Raw genomic sequence first — 21,611 nt, forward strand, 5'->3', positions numbered from 1 at the left:
CGGTCCTCCGCCGGGGCCCGTCGTCATGCCCCTACTCCGCAGGCCACGGCACCTGGGGTGAGCGGTAGTAGGGGATGCCGAGGGCGTCGAAGCGGGGGGCCTGTTCCGCGAGGCGTTCCTTGTAGGTGTCCCAGTCGTGGGTGGAGGCCGGGGACCAGCCCAGTTCCGCCACTCCGGGGAGCCGGGGGAAGGCCATGACGTCCAGGTCGCCCGTGGAGGCGAGGGTCTCCGTCCACAGGGGGGCCTCGACGCCGCGGACGGCCGATTCCGGGGCGCCCGCCAGGTAGGTCGCCGGGTTCCAGTCGTAGGAGCGCCGGACCTCGACGTAGCCCGCCCAGGCAAGGCCGAGCGGGGTGTCCTTGGTGTACTTCATGTCGAGGTAGGTGCGGTCGGCCGGGGAGAGGATCAGGCCCGTGCCGTTGCGGGCGGCGGCCGCGACCCGTTCCTTCTCCGCGGCGGGGGTGCGGTCCAGGCCCCAGTACTGGACGAGGGCGCCCTTCGCCGGGGTGGCGCCGGTCAGCTGGTGCCAGCCGACGACGGTCTTGCCGTACTTGGCGACGATCGGCTGCACCTTGTCCATGAAGGCCACGTAGTCCGTGTGGCTGGTGGAGTGCGCCTCGTCGCCGCCGATGTGGAGGTAGCGGCCGGGGGTGAGCGCGGCGATCTCGCGGATGACGTCGTCCACGAAGTCGTACGTGACGGGCTTCGGGACGCAGAGCGAGCTGAAACCGACCTTGGTGCCCGTATAGAGGGGAGGGGCCACGCCGTCGCAGGTGAGGTCGGCGTACGAGGCGAGCGCCGCGTTCGTGTGGCCCGGCATGTCGATCTCGGGGATCACCTCCTGGTAGCGGGAGGCGGCGTACTCGACGATCTCCCGGTACTGGGCCTTGGTGTAGAAGCCGCCGGGGCCGCCGCCGACCTCGGTGGAGCCGCCGTAGGTGGTGAGCCGGGGCCAGGAGTCGACGGCGATGCGCCAGCCCTGGTCGTCGGAGAGGTGCAGGTGGAGGGTGTTCACCTTGTAGAGGGCGAGCTGGTCGATGTACCGCTTCACCTCGTCGACGGTGAAGAAGTGGCGGGCGACGTCGAGCATGGCGCCCCGGTAGGCGTAGCGCGGGGTGTCGGTGACGGTGCCGCCGGCGATCTTCCAGGGGCCGGGCTGGACGCTCTTGCGTTCGACGGCGGCGGGCAGCTGCTGGCGGAGGGTCTGGACGCCGCGGAAGAGGCCGGCGGGTTCGCGGGCGGTGAGGGTGAGGCCGTCGGGGGCGGACCGCAGCCGGTAGCCCTCCTCGCCGAGGGCCGTCTCGTCGGGGTCGAGGCGGAGCCGGATGCCGTGGCCGGCGGCGCGGTCGTCGACGACGGGCAGCGGGAAGCCGGTGGCGGGGCGGAGGAGTCCGGCGAGATAGCGGCCGATGGCCCGGGACTCGCCTGAGGTCTCGTCGACGCCGATGCGCGTCGCGGTGGTGAGCGTGTAGGGCTCGCCCTCGGGGGTGACGGAGGCGGGTACGGGCACGATCCGGCCGAGCGGGCGTACCTCGGGCTCGGTGGCGGCGCTGCCGGCGGCCTTGGCGTCGGCGCTGTCGCTGTCGGCGGCGGCCTCGCCGCAGCCGACTCCGGCGGTGGCGAACAGGAGCAGGGATCCGATCAGGCGCGGAATCGTCAGGCGCTGTCTCACAGGCGGGCTCCCCTTCGGGTGAGATCTGCACGTCCGTCGTTCTGTTTCTGTATATCCCTTCGGCCACCATGCGTACCGCGACCCCTACTCCGGGTCAAGGTCTGGACCAAGCCACCCGTTCCCTGTGTGGATCAGGGCACGCCTGCCCGAATTCGGGCAGGATTCTTGCGGAAAGCGGGGGTGAGCCCTCAGTATTCACGGGTGCTCGAACGCCGCCCGTCGCACGACGACCTCATCGACCACCTGGTCCGCAGCACCGCGCTCCAGCGCGGTGAGGCCGCCCGGGTGGTGCTCGACGTGCTGGCGTACTTCGACGAGACGACCGAGGAGTTCGTCCGCCGCCGTCACCGCGAACTGCAGTCCGGCGGCGCCGTGAACGCCGAGATCTTCGAACGGATCGCGGCGGAGCTGCCGCACCGGGCGGTGGCGCCACCGGAGCTCTCGCTCCGGCAGCTGCGCCGGATCGTCTACGGCTGAGCAGCACCTGTCACTTACCTGGAGGGGTTTCACCTTTATGTGCGGAATTGTCGGTTACATCGGTAAGCGCGACGTTGCCCCGCTGCTGCTCGAAGGCCTCGCGCGCCTCGAGTACCGGGGTTACGACTCGGCCGGCATGGTCGTCACCAGCCCGAAGGCCTCCGGCCTGAAGATGGTGAAGGCCAAGGGTCGCGTCCGTGACCTGGAGGCCAAGGTCCCCAAGCGCTTCACCGGCACCACCGGCATCGCGCACACCCGCTGGGCCACCCACGGCGCCCCGAGCGACATCAACTCGCACCCGCACCTCGACCCCGAGAACAAGGTCGCGGTCGTCCACAACGGCATCGTGGACAACGCCCAGGAGCTCCGCGCCAAGCTGGAGGCCGACGGCGTCGTCTTCGCCTCCGAGACGGACACCGAGGTCATCACCCACCTCATCGCCCGCTCCCAGGCCGAGACCCTCGAGGAGAAGGTCCGCGAGGCGCTCAAGGTCATCGAGGGCACCTACGGCATCGCCGTGATGCACGCCGACTTCAACGACCGCATCGTCGTGGCCCGCAACGGCTCCCCGGTCATCCTCGGCATCGGCGAGAAGGAGATGCTCGTCGCCTCCGACGTCGCCGCCCTGATCGCCCACACCCGCCAGGTCGTCACCCTCGACGACGGCGAGATGGCCACCCTCAAGGCCGACGACTTCCGCACCTACACGACCTCGGGCGCCTCCACCACGGCCACCCCCGAGACCGTCGAGTGGGAGGCCGCCTCCTACGACATGGGCGGCCACGACACCTTCATGCACAAGGAGATCTGCGAGCAGCCCGACGCGGTCGACCGCGTGCTGCGCGGCCGGATCGACGACCGCTTCTCCACCGTGCACCTGGGCGGCCTGAACCTGGACCCGCGCGAGGCCCGCACCATCCGCCGCATCAAGATCCTCGGCTGCGGCACCTCGTACCACGCCGGTCTCATCGGCGCCGGGCTCATCGAGTCCATGGCCCGCATCCCCGCCGACGCCGAGCCGGCCTCGGAGTTCCGCTACCGCAACCCGGTCGTGGACCCCGACACCCTCTACATCGCCGTCTCCCAGTCCGGTGAGACCTACGACGTGCTCGCCGCCGTCCAGGAGCTCAAGCGGAAGGGCGCCCGCGTCCTCGGCGTCGTGAACGTCGTCGGCTCCGCCATCGCCCGCGAGGCCGACGGCGGCGTGTACGTCCACGCCGGCCCCGAGGTCTGCGTCGTCTCCACCAAGTGCTTCACCAACACGGTCACCGCCTTCGCGCTGCTCGCCCTGCACCTGGGCCGCATCCGCGACCTGTCCGTCACCGACGGCAAGCGGATCATCGAGGGCCTGCGCAAGCTGCCCTCGCAGATCGAGGAGATCCTCAAGACCGAGGAGCAGATCAAGGAGATCGCCGAGCAGTACGCCGGCGCCCAGTCGATGATGTTCATCGGCCGTGTCCGCGGCTACCCGGTCGCCCTGGAGGCCTCCCTCAAGCTGAAGGAGATCTCCTACATCCACGCCGAGGCGTACCCGGCCTCCGAGCTGAAGCACGGCCCGCTCGCCCTCATCGAGCCGGCCCTGCCGACCGTCGCGATCGTCCCCGACGACGACCTGCTGGAGAAGAACCGCGCCGCCCTGGAGGAGATCAAGGCCCGCTCCGGCCGCATCCTCGCGGTCGCGCACCAGCCGCAGGCCAAGGCCGACCACACCATCGTCGTCCCGAAGAACGAGGACGAGCTGGACCCGATCCTCATGGGCATCCCGCTCCAGCTCCTCGCCTACCACACGGCGCTCGCCATGGGCCGTGACATCGACAAGCCGCGCAACCTGGCGAAGTCCGTCACCGTCGAGTAGGCGCCCCCGGCCGTCGCGGCCGAGGTGCGGTGTCCGGGCCTGTCCCCCGGGCGCCGCACCCCTCCGGGCCTGTCCCCCGGAGCCTCGGCCGGACACAGCAGCGGTCCCCGTGCACACACCTCCCGTGCACGGGGACCGCTGTGTTCTGTGCCGTGCCCTCCGAGGGGATCAGCCCGCGGCCGTGGCACCGCCCGCCGAGCGGCGCAGCGCCGTCGGCCAGCCGGCGACCGCGGCCGTGGCGCCGTACCAGGCGACCAGACCCGCGGCGGCGGCCACCCAGCCGCCCGCCTTGCCGAGCCCGCCGTTGTCGGCGAGGGCGCCGATGCCGAGCAGCAGCAGCGCGACGAACAGCAGCCCGTACACGCCCTGTCCGAAGAGCCCGCTGCCCGAGGCGGCCATGGTCAGCGTGAGGGCGAGGAGCGCCCACAGGATCAGGAAGAGCCCCATGGCGTCGGCCGAGGCGTGCCCGCCGGCTCCGCTGCCCCAGGTGAACCAGAAGGCGCCGAGCGCCGCGTACGCCGTGCCTTCGCCCTTGTCGCCCGCGCGCAGGGCGAGCAGTCCGACGAGGAAGAGCGTCACGCCGCCGACCCAGGTGGCGAGACCCGCGGCATCCGCTGCCGCGACGTTGTCGATGACACCGGTTCCGCCCAGGCCGAAGGCCAGCAGGGTCAGTCCGAGTGCCAGGTGGCCGAGCGTGGAGGTGGTGTTTCCCGCGGCGACTTCGTTGTTCACGGCGGGCTCCCTTCAGGTGTGCAGTTGTCCTGCGTGAGCTGCTGTGTTCCGTGGTCTTTATGTACCCTTCACAAGCGCACAATTCACCTGAGGAAGGCCGAATTTATGGCCGGATGACGGCAGTTGAGGGAGCGACCTGACGGGTCGTGGGGTCCTGCGGGGGCCCGTGGGGCTACGGGATGACGATGACGGGCCGCTGGGCGCGGCGCGCGAGACGGCCGGCGACCGAGCCGAAGATCCGGCCGACGATCCCGTGCGTGGAGCCGACCACGATCGCGTCGGCCGAATACTCCCGGCCGACCTCCTCCAGCTCGTGGCAGATGTCGCCGCCGCGCTCGACCAGGATCCACGGCACCTCGGAGAGGTGATCGGCGCAGGCCAGCTCGAGGCCGAGGACCTCGGTGCGGTGGTCCGGGACGTCGACGAAGACCGGGGGCTCGCAGCCGGCCCACACCGTGGTGGGCAGCCGGTTCGCCACATGCACGATGATCAGGCCCGATCCGGAGCGGCGGGCCATGCCGATGGCGTACGCGAGGGCGCGCTCACTGGACGTCGAGCCGTCGAAGCCGACGACCACCCCGTGCCGGAAGGCCGGGTCGCAGGCATGACGTGGCTGTTCTACCGCGAGGGGGTCGACCGTGGAGTCGGCGACGCGCTTGCGGTCCGCGGGTTCGGGGAATTCGTGACCGGCCATCGGTGTCTCGGCGAAGAAGGTCCTCGTGGGAAGGGACGGGGAAAGGAGGGGACGAACGACGGGTGGCGGCGGAGCTGTGTCCGGGAATCATCTTCCCAAGCCCATACCCCCAAGGGTACGGCGACACTCCTCTCCTGCCCAGAGCCCGCCGTGCCACTCCCGGCGTGCCCGCCGCTCGCGCGCGGCGTTCCAGGGAGCATGCACGAGGGGTTCGGGATCTGGCAATGCCGGATGTGCCCTACAGGCGTCCGTACGGGGGCCAAACGGACGTCGCCGAGAGTGACCGGAACGTTCCGCTCCTCGTTGCCACAGGTCCAGCCCACCGTCGCAGGGAGACCGCCCGTGCCCGCACCATCGACCGCCGCCGGCCAGACCTCCGCCACCCCCGCCTCCACGCTCGGCTCGCCCCGCGGCCGCCGCCGGGCGCCCGCCGCCCCACCGGCCGCCGCCCCGGAGCCGGGGACGGGGACGGAGATGGGTACGGGGACGGCTGCGGGGACGGCTGCGGGTCCGGGAGGTACGGCGGCGGCGACGGCGGGCATGTCCGCGACGGTCGCGGGTGCGGGGACGCCCACGGGCGCGGGCGGAGCCGAGCAGGTCGGTGACGTCGTCCGCTGGGCGGCCTTCTGCTGTGTACTGGTCCCCGTCGTGCTCGTCGTCTACGGCACCTCCCTCGGCGGGGCCGCCGGGACCGCACTCGGACTCGTGTCGGTGACCGCGGCCTGCCGGCTGCTGCTGCGCCGCTCGGAGCGGGGACTGCACGCCGAGACGGTGCGTCCGAGGCGCCGGAACTAGCCTCGGAGGGGCCCCGAGCCGTCCCCGCCCCCCTTCGAGTTGACAGGTTCGTACACCCGACCCCATATGTTTTCAGCCAACTTCCAGCCATCGGCGAGTCCTTGGCGGAACGGTTGGCCAACCCCGCCGCCGGAGGCCGCGGAAGCCTTGTCCCGGGGGCCCACACCCCCCGCGTACGGGGGCGTTCGGCACACCGCCCTTCCCCTCGGGGGCCGTCGGACGCAAGACTTCGCGATCGATCGCTTCACGCCAAGTTGCCTTGTCGACAATCCACCGGATGGAGAACTTGTCACGCCGGCGCCACGGGACGCAGTAGATTCGATCATGGGTACCGAAGACTGGGGTCTCGTGCAAAACCGAGGGGAAACGTGCAGGAGCGACACGACCAGGGAGACGCGAACACCGAGGGGGGCTTAGCGTCATGAGCCAGGACTCCGCCGCACCGGAGGCCGCACGGAAGCTGTCCGGGCGCCGCCGTCGCGAAGTCGTCGCGGTGCTGCTGTTCAGCGGCGGCCCCATCTTCGAGAGCTCCATCCCGCTCTCCGTGTTCGGCATTGACCGGCAGGACGCCGGAGTGCCCCGTTACCGGCTGCTCGTCTGCGCCGGCGAGGAGGGCCCGCTGCGGACCACCGGCGGGCTCGAACTCACCGCGCCGTACGGCCTGGAGGCCATCGGCCGGGCGGGCACCGTCGTCGTCCCGGCCTGGCGGTCGATCACCTCGCCGCCGCCGCCGGAGGCGCTCGAGGCGCTGCGCCGTGCGCACGAGGAGGGGGCCAGGATCGTCGGGCTGTGCACCGGGGCGTTCGTCCTGGCCGCGGCCGGACTGCTCGACGGCCGCCCGGCGACCACGCACTGGATGTACGCGCCGACGCTCGCCAAGCGCTATCCGTCGGTCCACGTGGACCCGCGGGAGCTCTTCGTCGACGACGGGGATGTGCTGACCTCCGCCGGCACGGCGGCCGGAATCGATCTGTGTCTGCACATCGTGCGGACCGACCACGGCACCGAGGCCGCGGGCGCGCTCGCGCGCCGGCTGGTCGTCCCGCCGCGGCGCAGCGGCGGTCAGGAGCGCTACCTCGACAGGTCTTTACCAGAGGAGATCGGCGCCGACCCGCTGGCCGAGGTCGTCGCCTGGGCGCTGGAGCACCTCCACGAGCAGTTCGACGTGGAGACGCTCGCCGCACGCGCCTACATGTCACGGCGGACCTTCGACCGCCGGTTCCGCTCGCTGACGGGCTCCGCCCCGCTGCAGTGGCTGATCACCCAGCGGGTGCTGCAGGCGCAGCGGCTCCTGGAGACCTCCGACTACTCGGTCGACGAGGTCGCCGGCCGGTGCGGCTTCCGCTCGCCGGTGGCGCTGCGCGGCCACTTCCGGCGCCAGCTCGGCTCCTCGCCGGCCGCCTACCGGGCGGCGTACCGGGCGCGGCGGCCGCAGGGTGAGACCGGCACGGCGGTGCTCGAACCGGCGGTGCCGGCCCAGGGCGCCGTGGGGCTGCGCAGGCCGCTGGAGCCGGGCAAGCCGCAGTCGGACGCGTACGCACCGGGCCGCCCGGCCCTGCCGGGGCAGCGCAGCGCGCCGTAACAAGACCGCCGCCGCCACAAGCGGTGCGACGCAGGACCGACGGGCCCTCGGGGACACCTCCCCCGGGGGCCCGTCGGCCTGCACGGGCAAGGGACGTCCGGCTTGATCGGCACGACGCCCACCGGGGCCCGAGCCCCTAAGGTAGGACGCATGAACGATCGCATGGTGTGGATCGACTGCGAGATGACCGGGCTCTCGCTGACGGACGACGCACTCATCGAGGTGGCCGCGCTGGTCACCGACTCGGAACTGAACGTGCTCGGCGAAGGGGTGGACATCGTGATCCGCCCGCCGGACGCGGCCCTGGAGACCATGCCGGAGATCGTGCGCCAGATGCACACGGCCTCGGGGCTGCTCGACGCTCTCGCCGACGGCACGACGCTCGCCGACGCGGAGGCCCAGGTCCTCGCGTACATCCGCGAGCACGTCAAGGAGCCGGGCAAGGCGCCGCTGTGCGGGAACTCGGTCTCCACGGACCGCGGCTTCCTCGCGCGCGACATGCCCGCCCTGGAGAGCCATCTGCACTACCGGATCGTCGATGTCTCCTCGGTCAAGGAGCTGGCCCGCCGCTGGTACCCGAGGGCGTACTTCAACAGTCCGGAGAAGAACGGCAACCACCGGGCGCTCGCCGACATCCGCGAGTCCATCGCCGAGCTGCGCTACTACCGCGAGGCGATCTTCGTCCCGCAGCCCGGCCCGGACTCGGAGACCGCGAAGCGGATCGCGGCGCGTCACGTCCTGCCCGCCGGATAACCGGCGGGACGGCCGGGCCGAACAGCCGATCGAGGGGCCCGCTCGCGCCCGCCGAAGAATGCGTGCGCGAGCACCCCTCAGAACCCTGTAGACTTCTTCTCGGCCGGTCAGGGAAGCCCTCGGGCGAAAGACCGGTCGTGGTGGGTATAGCTCAGCTGGTAGAGCACCTGGTTGTGGTCCAGGATGTCGCGGGTTCGAGTCCCGTTACTCACCCTGATGGGTTCAGGCCCCGGTTCGAAAGAACCGGGGCCTGAACTGTTTTCACGTGCCGGTGCAGGTGAAGGGAAATGGGAGCGCTCCCGCTATGGGGGCCCTGCCAGAACACCGTCAAGGTTCGGGCGTCACCGAAGGCGTTCGACGGGCTTCACCCGTACGGACGAGGCGGTGATCCACTTCGGCCGACCCGCTGTTAGCTTCCCCTTATGTCCCAGATCCTCACAATTCACACGAATCGGGCTGGGTGAGGCCGCGTGGGAGTCCTGCGTGACCACCCCGAACTCGCCCTCTTCCTCTGCCTCGCCGGCGGCTACCTCCTCGGCAAGCTGCGCGTCGGTCCCATCACGCTCGGCGGCATCTGCGGCACGCTCATCGTGGCCCTGCTGCTCGGCGCCTGGACGAAGGTCACCGTCTCCGACGACGTGAAGACGATCTTCTTCGCGCTCTTCATCTTCTCGCTGGGCTATCTGGCGGGTCCGCAGTTCTTCGCCAACCTGAACAGGAAGAGCCTGCGCTTCTTCACCCTCTGCCTCATCGAGGTCGTCTGCGTCGTCGGCATCGCCCTCGGGCTCGCCAAGGCCTTCGACCTCGACGTCGGCACCGCCGCCGGCATCCTCGCCGGCGCCGCCACCGAGTCCGCGGTCGTCGGCACGGCCACGGAGGCCATCGGCAAGCTCTCCGACCTGACGCAGCAGCAGATCACCGAGTACCAGGGGCACGTCGCCACCGCGTACACCGTCTGCTACCTCTTCGGCCTCGTCACCATCGTCATCTATACCAGCCAGATCATGCCGATGCTGCTGCGGATCAACCTCCGCGACGCCTCCCGCGCCCTGTGGGAGAGGATGCGCGGCTCCGGCGGCGGTCTGGAGTCCGACGAGCGCGAGGCGCTCCCCGGCATGGTCGGCCGCACCTTCCTGGTCACCCTGGCGGACGGCGCCACCGTCTCCCAGGTGGAGCGGCAGAACGGCAGCCGGGTCACCGTCGAGGCGGTGAAGCGGGGCACCAAGGTCCTCACCCCTCCCCCGCCGGACTTCGAGCTGACCCTCTCCGACCTGGTCCTGATGGTGGGCCGGCGGTCCAACATCATCGACGCGGGACGGCACGTCGGCCCCGAGACCCCCGCGATCCCCGGCCTCGACACCCCGCTCGCCACCACCCAGGTCTCCCTCACGGACAAGGCGGCGGCCGGCAAGTCCATCGACACCCTCACCAGGGAGCACCCCGGATTCTCCTCCGGCGGGGTGTACGTGACGGACGTGCTCCGCAACGAGCAGCATCTGCCCGCGACCCCGGAGACCGTCGTGCAGCGCGGTGACGTGCTCACCCTGGTCGGCGCGCGCTCAGGCCTCGGGAAGCTGGCGGCGAAGGTGGGCGCGACCGTCAAGAACGACGCCACCGACTTCATCTACCTGGGACTCGGCATCGTCTGCGGCTCGCTCATCGGCCAGATCTCGGTGAAGTTCGGCGGCGTCCCGATGTCGCTCGGCACGGGCGGCGGCTGTCTGGTCTCCGGGCTGCTCTTCGGCTGGTTCCGCTCCCGGACGCAGACCTTCGGCGCCTTCCCGCCGCAGGCCGCCACCACCCTCAAGGACATGGGCCTCGCCATCTTCATCGCCTGCACGGGCCTGGTGTCGGGCCCGCAGGCCTGGCCGCTGCTCAAGGAGTACGGGGCGCTGCTGCCGTTCGCGGGGATCGCGATGGTCCTGGTGCCGGCGACGATCTCGCTGATCGTCGGCCGCAAGCTGCTGAACATCGAGAAGCCGCTGCTCATCGGCGCCATCGCGGGCCAGCAGTGCTCGACCCCGGCGATCACCTCGGTGACGCAGGTCGCCCAGAGCTCGGTCCCGATGCTCGGCTACACGATCACGTACACGCTCTCGAACTTCCTGCTCCCGCTGACCGGCCCGCTGCTCGTCGGCATCCTGGGGGCGTGAGGAGCCGCAATGATCGATTTCCTCAACCGGAACATCTTCCAGCCCCACCCCGAGCTGCTGGTCTTCATCACGGTGGCGCTCGGCTTCCTCTTCGGCAAGCTCCGCTACAAGGCGATCGCGCTCGGCGCGGTCACCGGCTGTCTGGTGGCCGGGCTGCTGCTCGGCGCCCAGTTCAAGGTCACCATCGACGGCACGGTGAAGAACCTGTTCTTCACCATGTTCCTCTTCGCCCTCGGCTACAAGGTCGGCCCGCAGTTCTTCCGGGGCCTGAAGAAGGACGGTCTGCCGCAGGTCGTCAACGCGGTCGTGGTCTGTGTGACGGGCCTCCTCGTCTCCTGGGGCTTCGCCGTGATGCTCGGGTACGGCCCCGGTCTCTCCGCCGGGCTCCTCGGCGGCGCGCTCACCCAGTCCGCCGTCATCGGTGTCGCCCAGGACGCCATCGGGAACCTGCCGGGCCTCTCCGCCGACCAGATGAAGAACGAGGAGAACCTGGTCGCGATCGGCTACGCCGTCACGTACCCGCTCGGCACGATCCTCTGCGCGATGCTCCTCGCCAACGTCCTGCCCAAGCTCTACAAGCGGGACCTGGCCGCCGAGTCGGCGCAGCTGGCGAAGGAGCTGGACGCGCCCGGCGACAACCCCGACCTGGCCGAGGGGTACTACGAGGTCGTCCTGCGCGCGTACGAGATGGACCACTCGCCGCTCGTCGGCCGGACCATCGACGACTTCGAGAACCAGCAGAAGGAGCTCGGGCACCGGATCTACATCACCCGGGTGCGGCGCGAGGGGCAGATCCTCGCGCACAGCCAGCAGACGGTGCTGCGCTCGGGTGACGTGCTCGCGGTCAGCGCCCTGCGCGGCTCGCTCATCGACTTCGACGCCCGCACGCACATCGGGCCCGAGACCGACGACGTCGAGCTGCTCGGCTACCAGACCGAGTCCCTGCACGTGGTCGCCTCGGAGAAGGCGCACCTGGGCAGGACGGTCGCGGAGCTGCGCCGTGAGCCGTTCATGGTCGGGGTCTACATCGACAAGATCTACCGCTCGGGCGCGGAGTTCCCGTACCGGCTGTCGACGAAGCTGGAGCGCGGCGACACGGTGGTCCTGACCGGTCCGAAGCGGCTCGTGGACCCGGCGGGCAAGGCGATCGGCAAGCCCGTGCCGACCTCGTTCGCGACCGACATGCTGTGGGTGGGACTCGGCATCTTCCTCGGCGGCTGCGTCGGCATCCCGGCGCTCACGGTCTCGGGCGTCCCGATCTCCCTGTCCACCTCGGGCGGCGCGCTGATCATGGGTCTGGTCTTCGGCTGGATCCGCGGCAAGTACCCGACGTACGGCAATGTGCCGCCGGGCGCCCAATGGTTCATGGACACGCTGGGGCTCTGCCTCTTCGTCGCGGTCGTCGGCATCAACGCCGGGCCGAGCTTCACCAGCGGCCTGTCGACGGCCGGCTGGGGGCTCCTCGTCTGGGGCGCGGTGGCGACGGTGATCCCGCTGATCGTGGGCTTCCTCGTCGGCCACCACGTGCAGAAGATCCGGTTCCCGATCCTGATGGGCGTCCTGGCGGGCGGCCAGACGACGACCGCGGCGATCGGCGCGATCAACGAGCAGTCCAAGTCCCAGATCCCGACGCTCGGTTACACGATCCCCTACGCGGTGGGCAACGTCCTGCTGACCATCTGGGGCGCCGTGATCGTCATCCTCAACCACTGACGTACGTAAGGACACCGTCATGCCCAAGACCACGTTCACCCGCCAGGAGATCCAGTCCTTCGCGCAGCTCTCGCCGTTCGAGCTGAAGGACAGGTTCATCCAGCTCGCGCAGGCCGCGCAGGCCGACAAGCCGGGCCAGAAGGAGAAGTCGCAGGCCCAGATGCTCAACGCGGGCCGCGGCAACCCGAACTGGGTGGCCACCGGACCCCGCGAGGCCTTCTACGCGCTCGGCTACTTCGCGCTGTCCGAGTCGCGCCGGGTCTGGACGGCCGACAACCTCGGCGGCATGCCCGAGCTCCGCGGCTCCGCCGAGCGCTTCGACACCTTCGTACGCCGCCACCCGGACCTGCCGGGCATCGAACTGCTCCAGAACTGTGTGGAGTACGCGGTGGAGCGCTTCGGCTTCGACCGGGACGCGTTCGTGCACGAGCTGACCGACAGCACGATCGGCGACAACTACCCCGTACCGGACCGGATGCTCACCCATGTCGAGCAGATCGTCCGCGGCTACGTCCACGACGAGATGTTCGCCGGCCGCCCGCCCGCCGGGAACCTGTCGCTGTTCGCGACCGAGGGCGGCACGGCCGCGATGTGCTACGTCTTCGACTCCCTGATGAAGAACGGGATCCTGAAGAAGGGCGACCGGATCGCGCTGATGGTGCCGGTCTTCACCCCGTACATCGAGATCCCCGAGCTCGACACGTACGAGTTCGACGTCGTCACCGTCAACGCGAGCCTCTTCGCGGAGACCGGGGTCCGCGAGTGGCGCTACCCGACGGAGGAGGTCGCGAAGCTGGCCGACCCGTCGGTGAAGCTGGTCTGCGTCGTCAACCCGTCCAATCCGCCGTCCCTGGCGATGAGCGAGCGCGTGGCGAACCAGATCAAGGACATCGTCGCGGGACCGAACCCGAACCTGCTGGTCGTCACGGACGACGTGTACGGCACCTTCGTGGAGGGCTTCCGCTCGCTCGCCGCCGAGCTCCCCCGCAACACGCTCCTCGTGTACTCGTACTCCAAGCACTACGGCTGCACCGGCCACCGGCTCGGCGTCATCGGCCTCCACGACGACAACGTCATCGACGAGATGATCGCCGGTCTGCCGCAGGCGGAGAAGGACCGGCTGAACCGGCGGTACGGCTCGCTGTCCCTGGCGCCGGAGAAGATCCGCTTCATCGACCGGCTCGTCGCCGACTCCCGCCAGGTCGCCCTCAACCACACCGCGGGGCTCTCGCTCCCCCAGCAGGTGATGATGGCGCTCTTCTCCCTCTTCGACCTGCTCGAGGAGGGCCAGGCCTACAAGCACAAGATCCGGGACATCGTGCGGCAGCGCCTCGACCTGCTCCTCGAAGGCGCCCAGATGAAGATCGCCGACGACCCGAAGCGGGCCGGGTACTACATCGAGCTCGACCTCCTCGCGGAGGCGGAGCGGGTGCACGGCAAGGACTTCGCGGACTTCCTGGAGAAGAACTACGAGCCGGTCGACCCGCTGTTCCGGCTCGCCGAGCAGACCAGCGTGGTGCTCCTGAACGGCGGCGGCTTCGACGGGCCCGAGTGGTCGGTCCGCGTCTCGCTCGCCAACCTCGACGACCTGGACTACCTGAAGATCGGCCACCACCTGCGGGCGATCTTCAACGACTACGCGGAGGAGTGGAGGGCCACCCGGGTCGTCTGAGTCCGTGCGAAGGGGCGCGCCCCGGTCGGCGGTGGGGTGGATTCCGACCGGGGCGCGCGGTGTGGGGGGACACGGGGGCCCGGTTACCTGTAGGCGCCGAAGGCCTTCGTGAAGGCGAGCGGCTGCTGGAGGATCGAGGAGCAGGTGGGGTCGGCGTAGGTCACGGCGCCGGCCGCGCACTGCTTGTCGCGGGTCGAGGACCACATGGAGAGCCAGCCGAGGCCCTTGGACTTCGCGAAGTCGACGAGCTGGGTGGCGTCCTCGACCTTGAAGACCTCGCTGCTGACGTCGTTGACGCCGATCATCGGGGTGACGGCGACGGCCTTCCAGGCGGCGGCGTCGGAGAGGCCGAGGACGCCCTTGATCTGGGCCTGGGTCGCGGTCGCGGCCTGGATGGCGTACGTGCCCATGTCGGCGCTGTACGCGGGGCCGTAGTCCATCGCCATGATGTTGACGGCGTCGACGCGGACCCCGTTCCGCTTGGCGTCGGCGATCAGGTCCACGCCGGGCTGGGTGAGGCCCTCGGGCATGACCGGGAGGGTGAAGGAGACGTTCAGGCCGGGGTGGGACTTCTGGAGCTGGGCGATCGCCTGGGAGCGGCGGGTGTTGGCGGCGGTGTCCGGCAGGGCCGCGCCCTCGATGTCGAAGTCGACCTTGGTGAGCTTGTACTGGTCGACGACCTTGCCGTACGCGGCGGCGAGCGCCGAGGAGGTCGAGCAGTTCAGGGCCAGCTCGTGCCCGGCGGCGCCGCCGAAGGAGACGCGGACGTCACCGCCCTTGGTGCGCAGGGCTCCGATCTGGGCGGCGACCTTGTCGTTCGCGAGGTCGGTGACGCCGCCCCACAGCGGGGCGCAGGAGCCGCCGGAGGTGATGAAGGCGAGGTTGAACTCCTTCACGCCGGTGGCGTCGGCGGTCGCGAGCAGGTCGTACGCCGGGTAGAGCGAGGTGTCGACGTACGGGGCGTACCTGGCGGCCGTGGCGGGGCTGCCGGTCGTGGTGGGGCTCGGGGTGGGGGCCGTGGTCGCCGTGGCGGTGGGCTTGGGGCTCGCGGTGGCCGTCGCGGTCGCGGTCGGCTTCGGGGTGGTGGCGGTGGCCGTCGGGGTGGGCGTGGGCTGCTCGGTGGGGCGGCCGCTGGGGGTGGGGGCGGGGCCTCCGGCGGAGCAGACCGCCTTGTTGATGAGGCAGTTGGCGGGGTCGCCGGCCTGTCCCGTGGCGGAGGTGACGAAGCCGACGGTGACGGACTGGCCGGGCGCCAGCTGCTTGTTCCAGCTCGCGGGCTTCACGGTGACGTGGCTGCCGGAGACGGTGTGCTCGCCGTTCCAGAGGGAGCCGATGGTGGTGCCGGCCGGGAGGTCGAACTCCAGGGTCCAGTCGGACTGGGTGGTGGTCGTCTCGTTGGTGACGACGTACTGGCCGGTGTAGCCGCCGGTCCAGGAGCTGGTCCGGGTGTAGGCGGCGCCGACGGCGGCGGCCTGGGCGGTGCCGGTGAGCCAGAAGGCGGCGCCGCCGACGACGGCCGCCGTGACGACCGCTCCGACGGCCTTGGTCCGGGTGCTCGTCCTGCGCCGGTGCGAAGTGCCCATCGCGTGCCTGCCTCTGTGTGCCGGGGGTGGGGTGGGGTGCGGCAGCACGCTAGCGAGCGGGAAACGGACAAATGCCCTGGCGGGGGCCGGGGGTGGGATTCTTAGGCTCCGCTTAAGGAAGGCATCGGAACGACAAAAGGTTGGGCGGCGCGGGAGACCGGTCCGCGGCGGTCGGCGCCGCCGGCCCGGCCGGGCCACCCGGTCGCTCAGGCCTTGCGGCGGCGCCCGCGGCGGCCTCGGGCACCGCCCGTACCGGCTCCGCGTCCGTCGAGGCTGATCCAGATCCGTACCTCCGTGCCGCCCAGGACCGAGTGGCCGATGCGGACGTCGCCGCCCGTCGACTCGGCCATGCGGCGCACGATGTCGAGGCCGAGGCCGGTGGAGCCGTCGCGTCCGCTGCCCGCCCCCCGGGCGAGCGCGGCGGCGGGGTCGGGGATGCCGGGGCCGGCGTCGGAGACGAGGAGGATGACGGCGTCCTCGCCGTTGTGGACGTCGAGGGAGAAGGCGGTGCCCTCGGGGGTGTGGCGGAAGACGTTGCCGAGCAGGGCGTCGAGGGCGGCGACGAGTTCGGGGCGCGCGACGGGGATGCGGACCGGGCGCTCGACGCCCGCGACCCGCACCCGGCGGCCTTCGTCCTCGGCGAGCGCCGACCAGAACTCCATCCGCTCGCGCACCACTTCGGCGGCGTCGCAGCCGGCGCCGGGCCCGGTCGCCTGGGTCTGCGGCTTCGCGTCGCGGGCGGTGCGGATGATGATGTCGACCTCGCGCTCCAGCTGCTCGACGGCCGCGCGGGTCTGCTCGGCGGCGGGTCCCGAGCCGAGGGAGGCGGCGTTGAGCCGGAGGACGGTCAGGGGGGTGCGGAGCCGGTGGGAGAGGTCGGCGGCCAGCTCGCGCTCGTTGGCGAGGAGCTGGACGACCTGGTCGGCCATCGAGTTGAAGGCGACGGCGGCCGACTTGAGTTCGGGCGGTCCTTCCTCGGGGACGCGGGCGCCGAGCCTGCCCTCGCCGAGGTCGTGGGCGGCGCCCGCGAGCCGCTGGGCGGGCTGGACCATGCGGACGCCGAGGCGGTCGGCGACGGCGACGGAGCCGACGATCAGGGCGATGCCGACGCCGGCCAGGACGAGCCAGGCGGTGGCGACGCCGTTGCTGACCTCGCCCTCGGGGACGAAGAGTTCGACGACGGCGACCTGGCCGCTGCTGAGCGCGGTGGGCTGGAGCAGCACGAAGCCGTCGGGGACCTCGGCGATGGAGGCGCGGCCGAGGCTGCGGGTGGCGGCGAGCTCCGCCGGGTCGGCGTGGCGGGTGCCGATCTCCAGGGCGGTGCCGCCGGGTTCGGCGGCGGGCACGTGGATCGCGAGCCGGCCGGCGGCGCCGTCCTCGGTGGTGGCGACGGCCTTGTCGAGTTCGTCGCGGTCGGTGGTGATGGCGAGGACGGGGGCGAGTCCTGCCGCCCGCCGTTCGGCGTTGGAGAAGGCCCGGTCGCGGGCCATCTCCTTGACGACGAGCCCGAGGGGGACGGCGAAGGCGAAGACGACCATGGCGGTGACGGCGAGGGACACCTTGACGAGCGCCCATCTCACGGCTGCGGCTCCCGGGGCGGCTCCAGCTTCACGCCCACCCCGCGCAGGGTGTGCAGATAACGGGGCCGGGCGGCCGTTTCACCCAGTTTCCGCCGCAGCCATGACAAATGCACGTCGATGGTCTGGTCGTCCCCGTACGACTGCTGCCACACCTCGGCGAGCAGCTCCTTGCGCGGGACGACGACACCGGGCCGCCCGGCGAGGAAGGCGAGCAGGTCGAACTCGCGCCGGGTGAGGTCCAACGGCGCCCCGTCGAGCTCCGCCTGACGGCGCAGCGGATCGACGCTGAGCCCGCCAACCCGGAGGGTCTGCGAGGGCGGCAGCTCGCCGGCGCCGGCCCGGGAGCGGCGCAGGACGGCGGCCATCCGGGCCGTCAGATGGTCGACGGAGAAGGGCTTCACGAGGTAGTCGTCGGCCCCGGCGTGCAGCAGCCGTACGATCTCGGCCTCGTCGTCCCGGGCGGTCGCGATGATCACCGGGACGTCGGTGATCCCGCGCAGCATCTTGAGCGCCTCGGACCCGTCGAGATCGGGCAGACCGAGGTCCAGGATCACGACGTCGAAGCGAAGATGGGCGACCTCGCGCAGCGCCTCAAGGGCCGTGCCGACGCTCCGTACGGTGTGGGAGGCCTCGGTCAGCTGCCGGATGAGGGCGGAGCGCACGAACTGGTCGTCCTCGACCACGAGCACACTTGCCATGGCCCGCACCGTACGCCATTCGGGTGAGGTTCCACCCTCCGGTACGGACCAGAGCGCGGTGGTGCACTATGTCCCGGTGCGAAGAGGACTCGTTCACGCCCTGGCCTGGTCGCTCGCCACCGGCGCGGCGGTCACCCTGTCCTGGTGGGGGGTGCACACGGTGCTGTCCGGCACGGTGTACGACCCGCCCCTCGCGCTGCCCCTCCCGGCCGGCACCACCATCGGAACTCCCGCGTCCGGCGGCGATCCGCAGACCTCGTCGACCCGCCGCCCCGAGACGACCCCGCCGGCCGCGCCGAAGCCGTCACCGAGCCGGGCCCGTACGACCCCGGCGACCCCGTCCGCGACCCCCTCGCGCCGCCCGACGCCCACGGCGGAGGCGCCCGCCACGACCCCTCCCGGCTCGGACTCGAACGTGAGGACCACCACCGTGGACGGCGGCCGGGTCACCTTCGACCTCGGCGAGACCTCCGCCGAACTGGTCTCGGCGACGCCCGCGTCGGGCTGGCAGATGCAGGTGTGGAAGCAGCCGACCTGGATCCGGGTCACCTTCACCCGGGACGGCCGCGAGCTGTCGGTCTTCTGCGTGTGGCACGACAGCGCGCCCCGCGTGGAGATCGAGGACCGGCAGACCTGAGCCGCCTGGTCAGCGGAAGACGGACGGCGGCGGTACGGGTGAGGGCTTGGCGCTCGCGTCGGTGACCGGGGACGCTCCGCCGGCGAAGTCGGCGAGGGCCCGGCCGTGTTCCACCCGGCCCGGGTGCGGGTCCGTGGCGACCCGGCGGGTCAGTTCGGCCACCGGCAGTTCACGGTCCGAGGCGAGCAGGACGGCGTTCCCGAAGCGGCGGCCGCGCAGGACCGTCGGGTCGGCGGTGAGCGCCAGTTCGGGGAAGACGGCGGCGGCGGTGGCGATCTGGCCGCGCAGATGGGTCAGGGGCGGCCCGTCGGCGAGGTTCGCCGCGTAGAACCCGCCGGGCTTCAGCACCCGCCGCACCTCGGTGAGGAACTCGGTGCTGGTCAGGTGGGCGGGGGTGCGGGCCCCGCTGAACACGTCGGCGATGACGAGGTCGGCCCAGCCGTCCTGGACCTTGGCGAGGCCGGCGCGGGCGTCGGTGGAGCGGACCCGGATGCGGGCCCCGGCGTCGAGGGGCAGTTCGCGGCGGACGAGCTGGACCAGGGGGCCGTCGAGCTCCACGATCTGCTGGGTGGAGCGGGGCCGGGTCGCGGCGACGTACCGGGCGAGGGTGAAGGCGCCGCCGCCGAGGTGCACGGCCTGCAGCGGCCGGTTCGGCGGGGCGGCGAGGTCGGCGATGTGGCCGAGGCGCCGCTGGTACTCGAAGGTGAGGCGGGCCGGGTCGTCGAGGTCGACGTGCGACTGCGGGGCGCCGTCGATGAGCAGCGTCCAGCCGCGCGGGCGCTCCCGGTCGGGTATGAGTTCGGCGAGACCGCCGTCGACGGTCTCGACGACGGAGACGGCCGCCGCCGCCCGGTCACGCTGCTTGTTCCTGGCCACGGCCCCCATTATCCGGGCAAGCCGGGCCGGCAGCTCAGTGGCAGCCGTCGGCCGCCTCGATGAGCCGGGCCGCCTCGCCGAGCGCCTCGCGCAGGACGACGGGGTCGGTGACGGGGTCGGTGTCGCCGGGGGGCAGCAGCCAGCCGGCCGGCCGGGGCGCGTCGCCCGCCGGTTCGGGGAGCTCCGGCAGCTCGGGCAGGCGCAGGCCCCGGCCCGAGGTCCTCGTACAGGCGCTGCCCGGCATGTCCCAGGCGGCGGCGGTGCCCGGCGGCACCAGGAAGCCGAGGGTGTCGCAGGTGCCGTCGTGGACGACGGGGCCGACCGCGGGGGCGGCGGAGCGGCGCAGGATGTCGACGGCCTCCAGACCCTGGCGGACCGGGACGGTCACCAGGTCCCAGGGCCCGGCGGCGGGCCGGGACCCCTCGGTGTCCGGGGCGGACGCGGGGCGCAGGGCCTCTGCGGCGGGCGCGGGGCGCAGGGCGTCCGGGGCGGGTGTGAGGCGCAGGGCCTCCGGAACAGATGCGTGCCGCGTGGCCGCGTGCGAACCGATCTCCGACATGGGGACCCCTCCTCGCTCCAGAGGAGACACGTTCCGTCTCTCCCTTACGGTTCAACGCCCGTGCGCGTCAACGGCTACGGCGGGATGCAGCCGCAAAGGATGGCAGTTCATGGCAGATCGCAGGCGAGATATCCGATTTGTAGCCAAACTCAGCGTACGCATCCGGTCACAGCAGGTACGTTCATGCCCGCCGGACACCCGGCAGCACCAGGAGAGGGCTCGGCCATGGCGATGTCACGGGCAGTTCCCAATCTCGCCTTCCGCCGGCTCCGCGGACAGCACTCGCCGGCGGAGTTCGCCGCGGCCGTCCGCCGGGCGGCGCGGGAGATCGGCGAACAGGTCGCGTGCGACGCCCGCTACATCGGGCGCGTGGAAGCGGGCGAGATCCGCTGCCCCAACTACGCGTACGAGCGGGTCTTCCTGCACATGTTCCCCGGCCTGAGCCTCTCCGACCTGGGGTTCTCCGCGCGGGAGACGGTGCGCGGCCGGCGGCAGGCCGTCCCGGCCGGGGCAGCGCCTCCCGCCGCCATCACCACCCGGAACGATGAGGAGAGCGACGTGCTGCGTCGCGCATTCATGACGAGCGGCTCCGCCACCCTGGCGGCCGCCTCGCTGGGACTCGGCGGCCCCGCCGTCGCGATCCCCTCCCCCCGCGGCACCCACCGGATCGGCGAGGCCGAGGTGCGGGCCGTCGAGGACGCCGTACGGCGGATCCGGCTGCTCGACGACCGGCACGGCGCCGACGGGCTCTACAAGGTGGCCGCCCAGCCGCTCCGTACCGCGTACGCGCTCCTCGACACCGGCACCATGACCCGCCGCTCCACCGAGGACCGGCTGCACGCGGGCGCGGGCGAGCTCTCCCTCTCCGTCGGCTGGCTGGCCCACGACTCGGGCCGGCACGAGGACGCGCGCTCGCACTACGCGGAGGCGCTGGCCACCGCGCGCGTGGCGGGGAACGCGGCCCTGGAGGCGCACGCCTTCTGCAACACCTCGTTCCTGGCCCGCGACACCGGCCGCTACCGCGAGGCCGTACGGGCCGCGCAGGCCGGACTGCGGGCCGCGCAGCCCCTGGACTCGGCCCGATTGCTCTCGCTGCTCTCGCTGCGGGAGGCCGGCGCGTGGGCGGGGCTCGGCGACCGGTCCGCCTGCGAGCAGGCCCTCGGCCGGGCGCACAGCTGGTTCGACCGGGGCCCGGCCGAGGGCGACCCCGAGTGGATGTCGTTCTTCGGCGAGCCGGAGCGGGAGGCCCTGGAGGCCGGGTGCTGGTCGGCGCTCGGCGACTGGGGCCGGGCGGCCCGCCACGCCCAGCGGGCCGCGGTCCTGCAGAACCCGCACTTCGCCCGGAACCTGGCCCTCTACCGGGCCCACCTCGCCAAGGCCCTGGCGCACGCGGGCCGCCCGGACGAGGCGGCGGCGGAGGCACGGCGCGTCGTGGACTCCCTCGACGGCATCGCCTCGGCCCGCATCCGCGAGCTGCTCTCGGAGACGAGCCGGGTCCTGGCAGGCACGCGCTGAGCGAGAGGCCGCGGTCTCCTGGCCGAGGGAGCACCGGTCCCGAGGCGGGCCGCGCCGAGCGAGAG

At 71.8% G+C, this 21,611-nt stretch carries 18 protein-coding genes and 1 tRNA gene; 11 read left to right on the plus strand and 8 right to left on the minus strand.

The window, feature by feature from the left end; translation table 11 throughout:
- Nucleotides 1–31: 31 nt before the first annotated feature.
- Entirely contained in the window at nucleotides 32–1,672 is a 1,641-nt protein-coding gene (locus ABT041_RS22700; RefSeq protein ID WP_351187162.1) for a beta-N-acetylhexosaminidase, read from the minus strand.
- Between the two features lie 201 nt (nucleotides 1,673–1,873).
- On the opposite strand from ABT041_RS22700, the gene ABT041_RS22705 reads away from it, so the two are divergent.
- On the plus strand, nucleotides 1,874–2,149 hold the full coding sequence (locus ABT041_RS22705) for a hypothetical protein (RefSeq protein WP_030210307.1): 276 nt from the start codon (nucleotides 1,874–1,876) through the stop codon (nucleotides 2,147–2,149).
- Nucleotides 2,150–2,186: 37 nt separating this feature from the next.
- A complete protein-coding gene (gene glmS / locus ABT041_RS22710; protein WP_351187164.1) occupies nucleotides 2,187–4,004 on the plus strand; it encodes a glutamine--fructose-6-phosphate transaminase (isomerizing) in 1,818 nt (605 codons plus the stop codon).
- Nucleotides 4,005–4,172: 168 nt separating this feature from the next.
- Here glmS and ABT041_RS22715 read toward each other — a convergent pair whose 3' ends face one another.
- Complete coding sequence (locus ABT041_RS22715; protein ID WP_351187166.1) at nucleotides 4,173–4,736, minus strand: GPR1/FUN34/YaaH family transporter; 564 nt, start codon at nucleotides 4,734–4,736, stop codon at nucleotides 4,173–4,175.
- 172 nt (nucleotides 4,737–4,908) lie between these two features.
- The gene (locus ABT041_RS22720) at nucleotides 4,909–5,430 is read right to left on the minus strand and encodes a universal stress protein (protein ID WP_123452601.1); all 522 of its coding nucleotides are present in this window, start codon (nucleotides 5,428–5,430) and stop codon (nucleotides 4,909–4,911) included.
- 342 nt (nucleotides 5,431–5,772) lie between these two features.
- Here ABT041_RS22720 and ABT041_RS39070 point away from each other — a divergent pair, with 342 nt between their 5' ends.
- The 7 genes from ABT041_RS39070 (at nucleotide 5,773) to ABT041_RS22755 (ending at nucleotide 14,098) form a co-directional block, all read left to right on the plus strand.
- Nucleotides 5,773–6,225: a hypothetical protein gene (locus ABT041_RS39070; RefSeq protein ID WP_502976575.1), complete on the plus strand. Its 453-nt coding sequence runs from the start codon at nucleotides 5,773–5,775 to the stop codon at nucleotides 6,223–6,225.
- Nucleotides 6,226–6,646: 421 nt separating this feature from the next.
- A complete protein-coding gene (locus tag ABT041_RS22730) occupies nucleotides 6,647–7,807 on the plus strand; it encodes a helix-turn-helix domain-containing protein (RefSeq protein WP_351187169.1) in 1,161 nt (386 codons plus the stop codon).
- Between the two features lie 150 nt (nucleotides 7,808–7,957).
- Nucleotides 7,958–8,560, plus strand: coding sequence for an oligoribonuclease (orn, locus tag ABT041_RS22735; protein WP_351187171.1), 603 nt, complete (start codon nucleotides 7,958–7,960; stop codon nucleotides 8,558–8,560).
- 140 nt (nucleotides 8,561–8,700) lie between these two features.
- Nucleotides 8,701–8,773, plus strand: a tRNA-His gene (locus ABT041_RS22740).
- Between the two features lie 257 nt (nucleotides 8,774–9,030).
- Nucleotides 9,031–10,713, plus strand: a complete 1,683-nt coding sequence (aspT, locus tag ABT041_RS22745) for an aspartate-alanine antiporter (protein WP_351187173.1) — start codon at nucleotides 9,031–9,033, stop codon at nucleotides 10,711–10,713.
- Nucleotides 10,714–10,722: 9 nt separating this feature from the next.
- The gene (aspT, locus tag ABT041_RS22750) at nucleotides 10,723–12,426 is read left to right on the plus strand and encodes an aspartate-alanine antiporter (RefSeq protein ID WP_351187175.1); all 1,704 of its coding nucleotides are present in this window, start codon (nucleotides 10,723–10,725) and stop codon (nucleotides 12,424–12,426) included.
- Between the two features lie 19 nt (nucleotides 12,427–12,445).
- Nucleotides 12,446–14,098, plus strand: a complete 1,653-nt coding sequence (locus ABT041_RS22755) for a bifunctional aspartate transaminase/aspartate 4-decarboxylase (RefSeq protein ID WP_351187177.1) — start codon at nucleotides 12,446–12,448, stop codon at nucleotides 14,096–14,098.
- An 83-nt stretch (nucleotides 14,099–14,181) separates the two neighbouring features.
- Here the strand turns inward: ABT041_RS22755 and ABT041_RS22760 are convergent, their stop codons facing one another.
- The 3 genes from ABT041_RS22760 to ABT041_RS22770 form a co-directional block, all read right to left on the minus strand.
- Complete coding sequence (locus ABT041_RS22760) at nucleotides 14,182–15,681, minus strand: glycoside hydrolase family 18 protein (RefSeq protein ID WP_351187179.1); 1,500 nt, start codon at nucleotides 15,679–15,681, stop codon at nucleotides 14,182–14,184.
- 206 nt (nucleotides 15,682–15,887) lie between these two features.
- Nucleotides 15,888–17,261 carry a sensor histidine kinase gene (locus ABT041_RS22765; RefSeq protein WP_351187181.1) on the minus strand — a complete coding sequence of 458 codons (1,374 nt, stop codon included), beginning with the start codon at nucleotides 17,259–17,261 and terminating at the stop codon, nucleotides 15,888–15,890.
- Complete coding sequence (locus ABT041_RS22770; RefSeq protein ID WP_351187183.1) at nucleotides 17,258–17,959, minus strand: response regulator transcription factor; 702 nt, start codon at nucleotides 17,957–17,959, stop codon at nucleotides 17,258–17,260. The genes ABT041_RS22765 and ABT041_RS22770 overlap by 4 nt, the downstream gene beginning before the upstream one ends.
- Nucleotides 17,960–18,035: 76 nt before the next feature.
- Here ABT041_RS22770 and ABT041_RS22775 point away from each other — a divergent pair, with 76 nt between their 5' ends.
- A complete protein-coding gene (locus ABT041_RS22775) occupies nucleotides 18,036–18,596 on the plus strand; it encodes a hypothetical protein (protein WP_351187185.1) in 561 nt (186 codons plus the stop codon).
- Nucleotides 18,597–18,605: 9 nt separating this feature from the next.
- Here ABT041_RS22775 and ABT041_RS22780 read toward each other — a convergent pair whose 3' ends face one another.
- Both ABT041_RS22780 and ABT041_RS22785 read right to left on the minus strand, forming a co-directional pair.
- Nucleotides 18,606–19,481: a spermidine synthase gene (locus ABT041_RS22780; RefSeq protein ID WP_351187187.1), complete on the minus strand. Its 876-nt coding sequence runs from the start codon at nucleotides 19,479–19,481 to the stop codon at nucleotides 18,606–18,608.
- A 25-nt stretch (nucleotides 19,482–19,506) separates the two neighbouring features.
- Nucleotides 19,507–20,031, minus strand: a complete 525-nt coding sequence (locus ABT041_RS22785) for a hypothetical protein (protein ID WP_502976576.1) — start codon at nucleotides 20,029–20,031, stop codon at nucleotides 19,507–19,509.
- Nucleotides 20,032–20,256: 225 nt separating this feature from the next.
- Between ABT041_RS22785 and ABT041_RS22790 the strand changes: the two genes are divergently transcribed.
- Nucleotides 20,257–21,546, plus strand: a complete 1,290-nt coding sequence (locus ABT041_RS22790) for an NsdA family TPR-like regulatory protein (protein ID WP_351187189.1) — start codon at nucleotides 20,257–20,259, stop codon at nucleotides 21,544–21,546.
- The last annotated feature ends 65 nt before the right edge of the window (nucleotides 21,547–21,611 follow it).

The organism is Streptomyces sp. NPDC002825 (assembly GCF_040295385.1).
Classification (GTDB): Bacteria; Actinomycetota; Actinomycetes; order Streptomycetales; family Streptomycetaceae; genus Streptomyces.